Origin of the sequence: Sphingobium sp. LMC3-1-1.1, assembly GCF_040676285.1 — a bacterium.
GTDB lineage: Bacteria > Pseudomonadota > Alphaproteobacteria > Sphingomonadales > Sphingomonadaceae > Sphingobium.
Genome location: NZ_JBEGHQ010000078.1, coordinates 178,412 through 191,325 on the forward strand (window position 1 = coordinate 178,412; position 12,914 = coordinate 191,325).

The 12,914-nt window shown below is 63.1% G+C and carries 15 protein-coding genes and 1 riboswitch; of the genes, 10 read left to right on the forward strand and 5 right to left on the reverse strand.

From position 1 onward, the window contains the following. Positions 1 to 100 precede the first annotated feature (100 nt). The 4 genes from MRBLMC3_RS22060 (at position 101) to MRBLMC3_RS22075 (ending at position 2,655) form a co-directional block, all read left to right on the forward strand. Positions 101 to 823 carry a M23 family metallopeptidase gene (locus tag MRBLMC3_RS22060; protein ID WP_363739244.1) on the forward strand — a complete coding sequence of 241 codons (723 nt, stop codon included), beginning with the start codon at positions 101 to 103 and terminating at the stop codon, positions 821 to 823. A gap of 78 nt (positions 824 to 901) precedes the next feature. Then, positions 902 to 1,228, forward strand: coding sequence for an iron-sulfur cluster insertion protein ErpA (gene erpA / locus MRBLMC3_RS22065; protein ID WP_363832355.1), 327 nt, complete (start codon positions 902 to 904; stop codon positions 1,226 to 1,228). A gap of 66 nt (positions 1,229 to 1,294) precedes the next feature. After that, on the forward strand, positions 1,295 to 2,068 hold the full coding sequence (xth, locus tag MRBLMC3_RS22070; RefSeq protein ID WP_363832358.1) for an exodeoxyribonuclease III: 774 nt from the start codon (positions 1,295 to 1,297) through the stop codon (positions 2,066 to 2,068). 68 nt (positions 2,069 to 2,136) lie between these two features. After that, positions 2,137 to 2,655 (forward strand): DUF2239 family protein, encoded by a 519-nt coding sequence (locus MRBLMC3_RS22075; RefSeq protein WP_363832361.1) that lies wholly within the window; start codon positions 2,137 to 2,139, stop codon positions 2,653 to 2,655. 140 nt (positions 2,656 to 2,795) lie between these two features. Here MRBLMC3_RS22075 and MRBLMC3_RS22080 read toward each other — a convergent pair whose 3' ends face one another. After that, positions 2,796 to 3,635 carry a metallophosphoesterase family protein gene (locus tag MRBLMC3_RS22080; protein ID WP_363753553.1) on the reverse strand — a complete coding sequence of 280 codons (840 nt, stop codon included), beginning with the start codon at positions 3,633 to 3,635 and terminating at the stop codon, positions 2,796 to 2,798. 66 nt (positions 3,636 to 3,701) lie between these two features. Here MRBLMC3_RS22080 and MRBLMC3_RS22085 point away from each other — a divergent pair, with 66 nt between their 5' ends. Beyond that, entirely contained in the window at positions 3,702 to 4,604 is a 903-nt protein-coding gene (locus MRBLMC3_RS22085) for a diacylglycerol/lipid kinase family protein (RefSeq protein ID WP_363832364.1), read from the forward strand. A 29-nt stretch (positions 4,605 to 4,633) separates the two neighbouring features. On the opposite strand, the gene MRBLMC3_RS22090 is transcribed toward MRBLMC3_RS22085, so the two are convergent. After that, positions 4,634 to 5,791, reverse strand: a complete 1,158-nt coding sequence (locus MRBLMC3_RS22090; protein WP_363832366.1) for an N-acetyltransferase — start codon at positions 5,789 to 5,791, stop codon at positions 4,634 to 4,636. A gap of 153 nt (positions 5,792 to 5,944) precedes the next feature. On the opposite strand from MRBLMC3_RS22090, the gene MRBLMC3_RS22095 reads away from it, so the two are divergent. Then, positions 5,945 to 7,012: a fatty acid desaturase family protein gene (locus tag MRBLMC3_RS22095; RefSeq protein ID WP_363832369.1), complete on the forward strand. Its 1,068-nt coding sequence runs from the start codon at positions 5,945 to 5,947 to the stop codon at positions 7,010 to 7,012. A 30-nt stretch (positions 7,013 to 7,042) separates the two neighbouring features. Here the strand turns inward: MRBLMC3_RS22095 and lptG are convergent, their stop codons facing one another. After that, the gene (gene lptG / locus MRBLMC3_RS22100) at positions 7,043 to 8,146 is read right to left on the reverse strand and encodes an LPS export ABC transporter permease LptG (protein ID WP_363753559.1); all 1,104 of its coding nucleotides are present in this window, start codon (positions 8,144 to 8,146) and stop codon (positions 7,043 to 7,045) included. Positions 8,147 to 8,149: 3 nt separating this feature from the next. After that, positions 8,150 to 9,370, reverse strand: coding sequence for an LPS export ABC transporter permease LptF (lptF, locus tag MRBLMC3_RS22105; RefSeq protein ID WP_363739256.1), 1,221 nt, complete (start codon positions 9,368 to 9,370; stop codon positions 8,150 to 8,152). Positions 9,371 to 9,513: 143 nt separating this feature from the next. Here lptF and MRBLMC3_RS22110 point away from each other — a divergent pair, with 143 nt between their 5' ends. The 4 genes from MRBLMC3_RS22110 (at position 9,514) to MRBLMC3_RS22125 (ending at position 12,765) form a co-directional block, all read left to right on the forward strand. Next, positions 9,514 to 10,008 carry a DUF2141 domain-containing protein gene (locus MRBLMC3_RS22110; RefSeq protein WP_363832372.1) on the forward strand — a complete coding sequence of 165 codons (495 nt, stop codon included), beginning with the start codon at positions 9,514 to 9,516 and terminating at the stop codon, positions 10,006 to 10,008. A 9-nt stretch (positions 10,009 to 10,017) separates the two neighbouring features. Then, entirely contained in the window at positions 10,018 to 10,986 is a 969-nt protein-coding gene (locus MRBLMC3_RS22115; protein WP_363832375.1) for a diacylglycerol/lipid kinase family protein, read from the forward strand. A 149-nt stretch (positions 10,987 to 11,135) separates the two neighbouring features. Beyond that, a riboswitch (SAM-I-IV-variant riboswitch) is annotated at positions 11,136 to 11,242 on the forward strand. Between the two features lie 44 nt (positions 11,243 to 11,286). Then, positions 11,287 to 12,207, forward strand: coding sequence for a homoserine O-succinyltransferase (locus MRBLMC3_RS22120; protein ID WP_363832377.1), 921 nt, complete (start codon positions 11,287 to 11,289; stop codon positions 12,205 to 12,207). An 84-nt stretch (positions 12,208 to 12,291) separates the two neighbouring features. After that, complete coding sequence (locus tag MRBLMC3_RS22125) at positions 12,292 to 12,765, forward strand: 2'-5' RNA ligase family protein (protein ID WP_363753606.1); 474 nt, start codon at positions 12,292 to 12,294, stop codon at positions 12,763 to 12,765. Positions 12,766 to 12,777: 12 nt separating this feature from the next. Here the strand turns inward: MRBLMC3_RS22125 and MRBLMC3_RS22130 are convergent. Beyond that, positions 12,778 to 12,914 (reverse strand): oxidoreductase C-terminal domain-containing protein (locus tag MRBLMC3_RS22130; RefSeq protein ID WP_363832411.1); only part of this gene is annotated, 137 nt, incomplete at its 5' end.

Consider the following 12,914-nt stretch of genomic DNA (forward strand, 5'->3'; position numbering starts at 1 on the left):
CATGTCCTCTTCGCTCCAGCGGGTGGCGGCATCAGTCGCATTTTGGTTAACGTGGGGATAGCCGAGAGGCACAAGCCTCCGGTTGATAGTCGGGGTCGGCATGTTGGTTCTTCAGATTGAAAATGCGCGCGCTGCGCGATGGTTCCGTTCTGCGCTCAAGATGGTTGGAGCAATGGGTATGGCGGGAGCGCTATGCGCCGCCGTCCCGGCCCAGGCCAAGGCCGACGAAGACGATCCCTATGGCGATGCGTCGGAAATCAACACCAGCGCGCTTGGCCCTGCCGATGTCGGTTTCTCCAATCTCTTCTCCAGCCTCCAGCGGCTGGACGGCCAGACCAAGTCGGCCAACTACATCCCCTCGGGACGTCCGGTCGAGAAACTCTCCCTGACCTCCAATTTCGGTGTCCGTTCCGACCCCTTCAACGGCGGCGCCCGCATGCACAAGGGCATCGACATCCCCGGCCCGTTGGGCACCAAGATCTACGCGACAGCCGACGGCATCGTCAGCCGCGCCGGCTGGGCCAGCGGTTATGGCAATCTCGTGCAGATTTCGCATGGTGGCGGCATGGAAACGCGCTACGGCCATATGTCGAAGCTGCTGGTTGCCGCGAACAGCTATGTCCATCGCGGCCAGTTGATCGGCCTCATGGGTTCGACCGGCCGTTCCACCGGCAGCCACCTGCATTATGAGGTGCGCGTCGATGGCCAGGCGATCAACCCCATACCCTTCGTGGCTGGACCCGACTATCTGGTGGCGATGAACACCAAGCCGCCGGTCGCCATGGGCGGCCCGACCAGGGCCCAGGAAAAGGCGGCCGACTGAAGCCCCGCCAATCTTTCTTTCCCAAGGCCCGGCAGGCGAGAGCTTGTCGGGCCTTTTGCTTGATCCTATCTAGGCGCCATGACCGACATTGACCTTACATCCTCGGCCGCTGCCCGTGTCGCCGCCATCGCGGCCAAGCAGGGCAAGCCCGCCATCCTGCGCCTGGCGGTGGAAGGCGGGGGTTGTTCGGGTTTCCAATATCGCTTCGGCCTGGCCGATGCAGTGGAGGCAGACGATATCGTGGTCGAACGGGACGGCGTCACGCTGGTGGTCGACGATGTCAGCATCGACCTCGTTCGCGGATCGGCGGTGGATTTCGTGTCCGACCTTGGCGGAAAGGCGTTCAAGGTGACGAACCCCAATGCCACCGCTGGTTGCGGCTGCGGCACAAGCTTTTCGATTTAATCGCCGCACCGCTCTTGTAGAGGGGCGGATGAAGTCTTTAGGGATGCGCGCAAGGAGATTTGGGCCATGCGCATCGCCACCTTCAACATCAACGGGATCAAGGCGCGCCTGCCGCGCCTGCTGGAGTGGCTCGACGAGACGCGGCCCGACATCGCCTGCCTCCAGGAAATCAAGACGTCCGACGAGACCTTTCCGGTGAAGGATATCGAGGATGTCGGCTATGGCGCGATCTGGCACGGGCAAAAGGGGTTCAACGGAGTCGCGATACTGGCCCGTGGAGAGACGCCGGTCGAGGTGCGGCGCGGGCTGGAGGGCGAGGTCGAAGACGAACATAGCCGCTATCTCGAAGCCGATGTGAAGGGGCTGCGCGTCGCCAGCATCTATCTGCCCAATGGCAATCCCCAACCGGGACCGAAATTCGACTATAAGCTGCGCTGGATGAAGCGTCTGCGCCTCCGCGCCGCGGAGATCTGGGCAGAGGAAGTGCCGGCGGTCCTGGCGGGCGATTACAATGTCATTCCCCGCGACAGGGACGTTTATTCGGTCAAGGCCATGGCCGACGACGCGCTGATGCAGCCTGAAAGCCGCGCCGCCTATCGCCGCCTGTTGGGCGATGGCTGGACCGACGCCATCGCTTCCCGGCATCCGGCGGGCGGGGTATGGACCTATTGGGATTACCAGATGAACGCGTGGCCGCGTGACGCGGGGTTCCGGATCGATCATCTGTTGCTGAGCCCGGCCGCCGCCGACCGGTTGATCGACGCGCAGGTCGACAAGGATTTTCGCGGGCGGGAAAAGGCGAGCGACCATGCCCCGGCTTGGGTAGAACTGATGGAATAATTTTACCCGGAATTTATTTGACTTTATTTTATCCGGATAATAAATCGCGTGCCGAAGGAGATTTCGGCATGACACGCACTTTGACGGCCTTTGCAGGCGACCTCTGGATTGCGACGGGCGATGAGGAAGAGGTGCGCGCGACGCTTCATGCCATGGGGACGGAAGCTCAGTCTCTGCTGCTGTTCGATGACAGCACGGGCCGGCAGGTGGATATCGACCTGCGCGGTCCCGTGCCGCAGCTTCCCCGTGGCCGCGGGCGTCCCCGGCTCGGCGTCCAGGCGCGTGAAGTGACGCTGCTCCCCCGGCATTGGGATTGGCTGGCGACGCAACCCGGCGGCGCTTCCGTAACGCTGCGGCGATTGGTCGAGGCGGCGCGCAAGGACGCCGGGGCAAAGCCTTCGCCACGCACGGCAATGGACGCGGCCTATCATTTCCTGACCGTGATGGCGGGCGACCGGGCCGGCTATGAGGAGGCGATCCGCGCGCTTTATGCGAAGGACAGGGCCGGGTTCGAAAGCGCCTCCGCCGATTGGCCTCGCGCCATCCGGGATCATGGCGCGGCCCTGGCCGAGGCAGCATTCGGCTAGGCCGGATCGACATTCAGCCCTGACGGCCTGCAAATGTCGGCCTTTCGTGCTTCCGGTGCTCACGTACCGGAAGTACGCTGCGCGCCGGGTCACGAAAAACCACCATTTTCGGCTCGTCATCATCTGAATGTCGATCCGTCCTAGCGCGCGGACATATCCCGTTTGATCCATGCGCCGCCCTGTTTGAAATAGCCGATATGCTGGCCGCGCTGGAAGCTGGCGCCGTCCCATGCCACCACCTGCAACTCGATCTCGTCATGGCGGTGGACGTGCAGCCAGTTGAAGCTTTGCGGTTCGGCATTGCGAAGGCGGGTGGAGGTCGCGGTTCCCGCCTGGATCACCAGCGCGCCGCCGGCATGCGCCACCATCTTCTCCGCCGCCTCCGCATAGGTTTGGTGGAAATGACCGGCCAGCGCGATGTGAATGCCCGCCTCCGTCGCCGCCTGCACGGCATCCTCATGGCGGCCGACGGCTTCGCTCAACTCCCCGCCCTTGCCGATCGGCATGGCGAAGAGGGGATGATGGGTGACGAGAATGCGCGTCTTGTCCGACGCCACGGACGCGAATTTCTCGCGAAGCATGTCCATCTGCTCATGGTTGATCCGCCCATCCTTGATGGTCAGCGATCGCGCGGTGTTGAGGCCCAGTATCGCGACCGCCTCATCCTGGTAGAAAGGGCATGGATCATTGCTGATGTAGCGCTTGTATCGGCGCAGCGGCGCGCCGAAGCGGCGGGCAAGATCATAGAGCGGAACGTCGTGATTGCCCGGGACAACCAGCAGCTTCATGCCCGCCGCCCGCAGCCGGTTGAGCCAGGTTGCCGCTTCACGAAACTGTTCGCGCCGCGCGCGCTGGGTAAAATCGCCGCTGATGACCACCAGATCCGGTTGCTGCTGTTGCAGCCAGGCTTCGGCGGCGGTCACGATCCGGGGATCATGCGCGCCGAAATGAATGTCCGACAGATGAGCGATGCGAGCCATTGCTCATCAACGGGCAAGGCCTTTCATGGTTTCGGACCTCCGTGCGCGGTTGCGTGTTGTTGAGGCATGGAAACGATATCCCCACCCGCCAGGAATTTGCCGCGTGAAGCGGTTCTGATCGTCAATGTGCATTCCCGCCGGGGAGAGGCGTTGTTCAAGGACGCCAAGGCCATGCTGGAAGAAGCAGGGCTGCGCCTGATAGCGGCACATGCGGTGAAGGAGCCGGAGCGATTGCAGGAAACGGTACGCGGCGCCGTAGCGGATGGTGCGCCTATGGTGATCGTGGGTGGAGGCGATGGTTCGCTTTCCGGAACGGTGGACGAACTGGTGGGCAAGGATTGCGTCTTTGGCGTGTTGCCGCTGGGCACCGCGAACAGTTTTGCGCGGACCCTGGGCATTCCGCTCGATCTGGAGGGTGCCGTGGCGGTGATATCCGGCGGCCGGCGGCGGCGCATCGACCTGGGCATGATCGACCGCGACTATTTCGTGAATGCAGCCTCGCTCGGCCTGTCGCCTCGCATTGGGGAGACGGTGCCGCACAAGCTGAAGCGCTATCTGGGCCGGGTCGGCTATCTTCTATGGGCGATCAAATGCTCCATAGGCTTTCGCGCCTTCCGATTGATGCTGGACGACGGCGTGAAGCGGCCCAATATGTGGGCGACGGAGGTGCGCATCCTCAACGGCCCCTATCATGGCGGGGTGGAACTGTCCGACCAGGCGGATGTGGACACCGGGGACATCGTCATACAGGCGGTCGTCGGGCGCAGCCATGCCCGGCTTGCCTGGGACTGGTACGCCAAATTCTTCAAGCTGCGCGATCGCGATGCGCAGACGGAGGAGTTTCGGGGCAAGGCATTCCGGATCGAAACCCGGCCGCCGCAGCGCATCTCCATCGACGGCGAAGTGCTGGCCAGCACGCCCGTCACGGTTCAGGTCGCGGCGGGCGCGGTGGAGGTGGCGGTTCCCTGACCGTCCTCCCTGCACCTGCGGGCAGCTGTTCAGAGCGTCTTTTCGTATATCTGATAGACCTTGTTCACCCGGCTTTCGATGGCATCGGCGATCGCGTTCATGCCCTGGTTGTCGTCCAGCACCCAGCCGATTTCCCCCCGCGTCGCGCCATAATTGGCTGTGGCGCTGCGGCGGATATATTCGATCATCATGAAGGCAAGCTGGCTGGCCATGCGCGAAGATTGCAACCGCTGGACCACACCCATCAGCGGCACGCGCATGGTGCGGACCTTGGGCTTTCTCAGCCACCAGAGCAGCTTCGCCCAGCCGAAGGGAAAAAGCGAACCGTTGAGCGGCTCTATCGCCTCGTTGAGGTCGGGAAGCGTCATCATGAAAGCAACGGGTTCTCCCTCCAGCTCCGCGATCATGATGAGGTCGTTGAACACGATGGGCTTCAATTGCTTGCCGAAATGCGTGACCTCCTCGTCGGTGATCGGCACGAACCCCCAATTATTGCCCCAGGCGTCGTTCAGGATGTTGAGGATGATTGCCGCCTCGCTGTCGAATCTGGACTTGTCGACCTTGCGGATGCGGATGCGTTCATTCTTCTCGCCTGACTGGACAATGCGCTGGATCAGCGGCGGAAATTGCTGCGTGATGTCCAGTTCATAGGTCTTGAGCTGCTTGACGGGCTGATACCCGGCACTTTCGACCATTGCCCGATATTCCGGCTTTGCATGGCCCATCATTACGGTCGGCCGATGGTCGAAGCCTTCGACCAGCAGCCCCGGTTCCTCCCAGATCGACAGCGAGATCGGTCCCAGCGCACGGGTCATGCCCTTGCCCCGCAGCCACTCCTCCGCCGTTGCGATCAACGCTGCGCCGGTTTCGGCATCCTCTGCCTCGAACAGGCCGAAATTGCCGGTGCCCGGCCCCATGCCTTGCTCGGCCGGCTGGGTCAGAGCCAGATGATCGAGATGTGCGGACACGCGCCCCACCACCCGGCTTCCCCGGCGCGCCAGGAAATATTGCGCCTCGGCATGTCCGAAAAAGGGGTTCTTGCCCGGCGTGATCAGGCTGTACACTTCATCCTTCAGTGGTGGCACCCAGTTCGGATCATCGGCATAGAGCCGCCAGGGCAGATCGACGAAAGCCTTGCGATCGGCCTTGGAAGTTACGGGGGTAATCGCCAGTTCTTGATGGGCCACGGCGCAGGACGCTTTCGCTGGAGAGGTTTGGGCAAAGCAGTTCGACGCTTGTTCCGGGAATGTCAATCGGGACATGAGCGGATGTGCCCATGATGATCAAATCGTCATGTTGCTGCCCCAATTGCAGCGCATTTACCCTTTAGGAACCACCGCATGACTGTGCACGATCCCCTTATTGCAGCCGCCTCGCGGACGAAAAGCGCGATCCCGGACGATGCGGCGATGCTGCGCGCGGCGGCCGATCTGACCCGCGAACTGTCGACGGCGCGGCCTGGCATCTATTGGCCCGATCTGCTGGCTTCGGCTTTCATCGGCTATGCCGCCCTGGCGGGAGCGATCATCAGCGGCAATGGCGCGTTCATGCTGGCATTCGGTCTGGTGGCGGTGCTGGCGCTTTATCGCGCGGCAAGCTTCATCCATGAGCTCACCCATATCCGCAAGGGTGCGTTGCCCGGCTTCCGCCTTGGCTGGAACCTCATCGTCGGCATTCCGCTGATGATTCCATCATTCCTGTATGAAGATGTGCATACGCAGCATCACGCCCGCACACGTTACGGCACAGCGAACGATCCGGAATATCTTCCGCTGGCGCTGATGAAGCCCTGGTCGCTGCCGCTGTTCATCATCGTGGCGGTGCTGGCGCCGGTGGGCCTGATCCTGCGTTTCGCCGTGCTGACGCCGCTCAGCCTGATCATCCCGCCCTTGCGGCGCAAGGTGGTGGCGGAATTTTCCGCGCTTTCCATCAACCCTGCCTATCGGCGCCGCGCGCCGGAAGGGGCGTTCGCTCGTCAATGGGCCTGGCAGGAAGCTGGCGCGAGCCTCTTCGCGCTGGCATTGGTCGGCAGCGTCCTGGCCTTCGGATGGAAGCCGCTGCTGACCTATATGGCGGTGCATTCAGCCATGACGGTCATCAACCAGCTCCGCACGCTGGTCGCGCATCTCTGGGAAAATGAGGGAGAGGCGATGACCGTTACCGCGCAATATCTGGACTCGGTGAATGTGCCGCCGCCATCGCCTCTTGCGGCGATCTGGGCGCCGGTGGGCCTGCGCTACCACGCATTGCACCATCTGCTCCCGAGCGTTCCCTATCATGCCCTGGGCGAGGCGCATAAGCGGCTCGTGGCGACGCTGGAGAGCGATTCGCCCTATCATCGGGGGAATTATCCCGGCATGTGGCCGCTCGTCGGCAAGATCGCGCGGTCGACGATGGCGAAGCGCTAAGGCGTCCCTTGGAGGAGGGGGCGTCGACCGCTATTCCTCCGTCCGGAACAGGACCGTCTCGCCCACTAGCAGGAACAGCAGGAAGGGTGCCCAGGCCGCCAGAAAAGGCGGATAGGCGCCCAGATTTCCCATGGCGAGCGAGAAATTGTCCGCAACGAAATAGGCGAAGCCCAGCGCCATCCCCATCACCGCGCGCACGAACAACTGCCCCGAGCGCGCCAGTCCAAATGCGGCCACGGAGCCCAGGATCGGCATCAGCAGCGCGGAAAGCGGGCCGGACAGCTTGTGCCACAGGCTCCCTTCCAGTTCGGCCGTGGGACGTCCCGCATCGTGGAGGTCGCTGATCGCGGCCTGCAACTGGCTGAAGGTGAGGGCGTCGGGATCGACCTTTGCCAGGGTGAACTGATCGGGCCGTATGTCATGGCCGAAGCGAACGGTCCCGATACGGCGCTCCGTACCCCTTGCCACGTCGAACTGCCGCGCATCTTCCAGCACCCAGCTTTTGGCTGAAGGGTCATAATGACCTCTGGGGGCCTGCACGATGGTCGTCAGCGTGTTGTTGATCCGGTTGAAGATTTCGACCTTACGGAGTTGAACCGCCTTTCCCCGTCCGGCGACGATCGCGGCCGTTACCAGGTTGTTGCCGTCGCGGACCCAGGGGCTGGCCTTGATTCCTCTGTCAGGCGGCAGAGGGCCATAATCCACGGCTTGCCAGGCTGACAGGCGGGCTGTCGACCGTGCCACGATCCGTTCGTTGAAGGCATAGCTGATCAGCGCCACGCCCAGCGCCGCGGCCAGCAGCGGCGCCAATATCTGGTGCGCCGACAGCCCCGCTGCCTTCATCGAGATGATCTCGCTGTTCTGGTTGAGGCTGGCGAGCATGATCAGCGTGCCGAGCAGCACCGAAAAGGGCAGGAACCGGGCCACGATCTGCGGCGCGCGCAGCGCCACATAATGCCACAGCTGCGCGTCGCCATTGCCGGCATAAGCCAGGATGTCCCCCGATTCGCCCAGCAGGTCGAGCGTCTGGAGCACCGCCACCAGCATCGCCAGCACTGCGAAGGTCCGCGTCAGGAACAGCCGCGCCATGTACCAGCCAAGCTGGCGCGACGGGAAGAAGTTGAATTGATGCATGGGTCAGGCGGCTCCTTCCGCCATGGTTGTCGCCCTTGGCCGCCGCCGGAGGACGCCCAGCAGGCGGAAGACCTGCTTGGCGATCTTCGCGAAGGCAAATTCCAGCGCGGCGATCGGCTGGCCTCCGGGTCGATGCGCGATCACGTGATACATCCAGAGGATCAGCCCTGCGAACAGCAGGAAGGGGCCCCAGAGCGCGATGATCGGATCGATCCTGCCCAGCGAACCCACGCCCTGTCCATATTCATTGACCTTGTGATAGGTGACGATGAACACGATCGACAGGAATACGCCCAGCGCCGAAGTCGACCGCTTGGGCGGAATGGCGAAGGCAAGTGCGGCCAGCGGCAGCAGCAGCATCATCGCCACCTCCACCATGCGGAAATGGAAATTGGCGCGTATCTCGTTGCGCAGCTTGTCGGGCGTGCCGGGATCGTGGCCGATCATCACCAGTTCGGGAATGGTCTTCTCCCGGTCCACGTCGCGACCGCGGAATTTCTCGATCTGCGGCAGGTCGATCGGCAGGTCGTGGCTGGAAAAGGACAGGATCCGCGGCGATTTATATTTGGGCGCGTCGTTCACCAGCACGCCGTCGCGAAGGCGGAAGATGATGGTGTCGGGATCGTCGGTCGCCAGAAATTCGCCTTGGGCGGCCGTCACCGCCACGGTCTGGCCGTCCTTGCCCGTGGCGCGCACGAAAATGCCCTGAAGGTTACGGCCTTCGTCCAGGCTGCGCTCGATCCTTAGCGTCATCCGCTTGCTCAGATTGGTGAATTCGCCCACCTTGATCGATGCGCCCAGCGCCCCCGACCGCAGCTCGAAGCGCAGCGCCTCATAGGCATGGCGCGACAGCGGCTGGACGAAGCCGACAATGCCGAAATTCAACAGGGCCAGCGCAACGGCGTACATATAGGGCACGCGCAGCAGCCGCCCGTAGGACAGGCCGACCGCCCGCATCACGTCCAGCTCCGACGACAGGGCCAGCTTGCGGAAGGCCAGCAATATGCCCAGCATCAGGCCGATCGGAATGCCCAGCGACAGATATTCGGGCATCATGTTCGCCAGCATGCGCCACACGACGCTGACCGGTCCGCCTTCCGCCGCGACGAAGTCGAACAGGCTCAGCATCTTGTCGAGCACCAGCAGCATGGCCGAGATCACCAGCGTGCTCAACATGGGCAGGGCGATCAGCCGGGCGAGATATCTGTCAGTGGCCGTCAGCATTCTCTATGTGGTCGTCCCATCACCATGATTTGGCCGCAAACCCCGCCCATATGCGATTCAGGTAGGTTGCGGGGCGAACAGGGGGCTCGCCATCCAGTGACACTGGCCAGTGTCACTGGGCGGCTATAGCTTCACGGAGTTGGATGGTCATGTTCAAAGTTGCAATGGGTCTGATGTCGGTGGGGGCTTTGTTCGCCGCCGCCCCGGCGATCGCCCATGGTATGGAGATCGGCAACGACCTGGAACGCTGCTCCGCCGATGCAAAGGGGCCGGCGGTCCTGGTCGACGTGCGTGGCTTTGCCGCCTCGACCGGGAAGGTGCGGGTGCAGTCCTATCCGGCGACCAGGGCGGCCTGGTTGGCCAAGGGCGAATGGCTTGGCCGTATCGACGTCCCGGTGAAGGCCGTGGGTGGCCAAATGCGCTTCTGCATGCCCGTGCCGCAGGCCGGCCGATACGGCATTGCCGTTCGCCACGACCGCGACGGCAACGGCAAGACGGACTTTTCGCGCGACGGTGGTGGATTTTCCAACAATCCGTCGATCAACATCTTCAACCTGGGCAAGCCGGGCGTCGAAAAGGCCGCTTTCTATGCGGGTCCGGGCGTGACGAAGATCACCATCAACCTCAAATATATGTGATCCCCCGACATGGTTCGCGTCGCTCTTCTGTCCAATCCCAAGTCCACGGGCAACCGGCAGACGCTTCCACGCGTGCGCAGCTATTGCGCCAGCAACCCCGACATCTTCCATTATGAGGTGGAGCATGTCGACCAGATCGGCCGGGCGCTTCAGACCATTGCCCGCGTGGATCCCGCCGTCATCGTCATCAACGGCGGGGACGGCACGGTGCAGGCGGCGCTGACGGAACTATACCAGGGCGAGCATTTCAAGGGCCGCGTGCCGCCCATCGCGGTTTTGCCCAATGGCAAGACCAACCTGATCGCGCTGGACCTTGGCATCCACGGGGATCCGATCAAGGCGCTGGAACGGATCGTCCAGATCGCGAAAGCGGGCGTCGGCGACCATGTCGTGGCGCGCGAGCTGATCGCGCTGTCGGACGGGCAGGCGGAAAGCCGGCCGGTGCTGGGCATGTTCCTGGGCGGAGCGGGGCTGGCCGATTACATGCTCTATTGCCGGAACCAGATCTATCCGCTGGGCCTGTCCAACGGCCTCAGCCATTTCCTGACGGTGATAGCGGTGCTGGTGTCGCTGGTCTTCGGCATTCGTGCCCGATTCCTGCCGCAATCCAGCCGTCCGGTGCGCATTTCGCTGATCCGCGACGGACAATTGGCCGGGCGCTTCGCGGTGCTGATCGTGACGACATTGGAACGATTGCTGCTCGGCGTGCAGCCGGGGGACAGCCGGCGCGGCAATATGAAGCTGATGGCGGTGGACCAGAGCCTGTCGGCCCTGCTGCGCCTCTTCTGGGCGAGCATCACCAGGCGGGTCGGCAAATCGCAGATGCAGGGTATTCATCTGGAGCAGGGCGACGTCATCCGCATCGAGGGCGACCATAGCAGCGTCATATTGGACGGCGAACTGTTCGAGGCGTCGGAGGGCAAGCCCATCGTGCTGCGTTCGACAGAGCCTGTGCCGTTCCTGCGATTGGCGGCCTGAGGGAGCAAGGGGCGCATTCAGCGACGCTGAGCCCCCGCTGACCTATGCTCCCGCACAGGACGCGGATGGTCTGATGGGATAGCTCTCGAAGTTTTCCTTTCCGTTGTGAAAGCAGCAATTGCCAAAGGCCTGCCAGCGGCCTATTGAGCGCACAGCATCAAGAGTTGGGACGACGCCCAACGCCAACCTGCCGATCCGGGCAAGGTGGCACTCCGCCAAGGAGGATGTGGCCGATCCGGCAACCAAGCGGACCCAAGCCACATCGTTAAGCGTCGCCCCGGTAGCAGGGAATGACGTGACGTGCCGATCAAGATAGCTGACGAGCTGCCCGCCCGCCGGACATTGGAAGCCGAAGGCGTCGTCGTCATGCGCGAAGCCGATGCCGTGCGGCAGGATATCCGCCCGCTCCGCATCGCGTTGCTCAACCTCATGCCCAACAAGATCAACACGGAGACGCAGCTTGCCCGGCTGCTCGGGGCGACGCCCTTGCAGGTCGAACTGACGCTGGTGCGGATCAGCGACCATATTTCCCGCAACACCTCTGCTGATCATATGGCGTCCTTCTATCGTCCGTGGAGCGATGTCCGGGACCAGCGTTTCGATGGTTTCATCATCACCGGAGCGCCGGTCGAACAGCTTCCCTTCGAAGCGGTGAGCTATTGGGACGAACTGCGCGCGATATTCGATTGGACGCAAACCCATGTGCATCGCTCGCTCAGCATTTGCTGGGCGGCGCAGGCGGCGCTGCATCATTTCCATGGGGTCGGGAAACATGTGCTGGACCGCAAGGCCTTCGGCCTGTTCCGCCATCAGGTCCATGTGCCTTCATCGCCCTGGATGCGGGGCTTTTCAGATTATTTCAGCGTGCCCGTGTCCCGCTGGTCGGAGGTGCGGCGGGAGGATATTCCGGACGGGCGGGGCTTGCAGATATTGGCTGATAGCGCTGAATCGGGCCTATGCCTGATCGGTGATCCAGGGTTCGGTTTCCTGCATATGTTCAACCATCTGGAATATGACACGCTGACCCTGGCCGAGGAACATGCGCGCGATGGGGCGAGGCAGTTGCCGGCGCATTATTTCCCTGACGATGATCCGGCGCGGGTGCCGCAAAATCACTGGCGCAGTCACGCGCACCTGCTGTTCGGCAACTGGATCGATGAAATGTACCAGACCGTGCCGTTCGATCTTGACGCGGTGGGGCGACTGTTGTCGGCGGCATAGAGCGCTGCGTCATGCGTTGGCGAATGAAGGGGCAGGGCATTGGCGCATGAGGTTTCGACGGCACCGATCGTCGTGACGGCGCTGATGGGCGCGGCGGATTTCGGCTGGGCTGAAGGGCTGCGCCGCGCGCATTTCCCGCCCGAACGCAATCGGGTTCCGGCGCACATCACGCTGTTCCATCATCTGCCGCCCTCCACCATGGATGAGGTGGCGCGCCGGTTGAAGGCCCTTTGCGCGGGGCGGGCGCCAGTGGCGAGGCTGGCTGAGGTGATGTTGTTGGGGCGGGGTGTCGCCTATCGGGTGGAAAGCCCGGAATTGATGGCGATGCGCGACGAACTGGCGGACGCCTTTGTCGGACTGCTGGTGCCGCAGGACCAGGGCCGGCCGCGTTTCCACATCACCGTGCAGAACAAGGTCGATCGGGCGGAAGCGCAAGCGCTGGCGGACGAACTGGGACGATCCTTTCGTCCCAGGCCGCTCGCCATCGCCGGGCTTGCGGCCTGGCATTACCGCGGAGGACCGTGGGAATTGGCGGCGAAGGCCAGCTTTCGCGGCTGACCTTCGCTTCCGTCAGGCGAGACCCACTTCTTTGAGCGGGACGCTGTGATTGGCGAGCTGTGCCTGGTCGAGCAGTGCGCCGGAAATGACATGGGCTCTGCCCTGGACATAATCCTTGACCGCATTGACGCAGTCGAGCGCGATGAGCC

What these genes read in the sequence shown, in the direction of transcription:
- MRBLMC3_RS22075 (WP_363832361.1), top strand. Translation starts at nt 2,137, where the DNA reads ATGACACGCACTTTGACGGCCTTTGCAGGCGACCTCTGGATTGCGACG.
- MRBLMC3_RS22085 (WP_363832364.1), top strand. Translation starts at nt 3,702, where the DNA reads ATGGAAACGATATCCCCACCCGCCAGGAATTTGCCGCGTGAAGCGGTT.
- lptF (WP_363739256.1), bottom strand. Translation starts at nt 9,370, where the DNA reads ATGCTGACGGCCACTGACAGATATCTCGCCCGGCTGATCGCCCTGCCC.
- MRBLMC3_RS22110 (WP_363832372.1), top strand. Translation starts at nt 9,514, where the DNA reads ATGGTCATGTTCAAAGTTGCAATGGGTCTGATGTCGGTGGGGGCTTTG.
- MRBLMC3_RS22125 (WP_363753606.1), top strand. Translation starts at nt 12,292, where the DNA reads ATGGGCGCGGCGGATTTCGGCTGGGCTGAAGGGCTGCGCCGCGCGCAT.
- erpA (WP_363832355.1), top strand. Translation starts at nt 902, where the DNA reads ATGACCGACATTGACCTTACATCCTCGGCCGCTGCCCGTGTCGCCGCC.
- xth (WP_363832358.1), top strand. Translation starts at nt 1,295, where the DNA reads ATGCGCATCGCCACCTTCAACATCAACGGGATCAAGGCGCGCCTGCCG.
- MRBLMC3_RS22060 (WP_363739244.1), top strand. Translation starts at nt 101, where the DNA reads ATGTTGGTTCTTCAGATTGAAAATGCGCGCGCTGCGCGATGGTTCCGT.
- MRBLMC3_RS22095 (WP_363832369.1), top strand. Translation starts at nt 5,945, where the DNA reads ATGACTGTGCACGATCCCCTTATTGCAGCCGCCTCGCGGACGAAAAGC.
- MRBLMC3_RS22115 (WP_363832375.1), top strand. Translation starts at nt 10,018, where the DNA reads ATGGTTCGCGTCGCTCTTCTGTCCAATCCCAAGTCCACGGGCAACCGG.
- MRBLMC3_RS22080 (WP_363753553.1), bottom strand. Translation starts at nt 3,635, where the DNA reads ATGGCTCGCATCGCTCATCTGTCGGACATTCATTTCGGCGCGCATGAT.
- lptG (WP_363753559.1), bottom strand. Translation starts at nt 8,146, where the DNA reads ATGCATCAATTCAACTTCTTCCCGTCGCGCCAGCTTGGCTGGTACATG.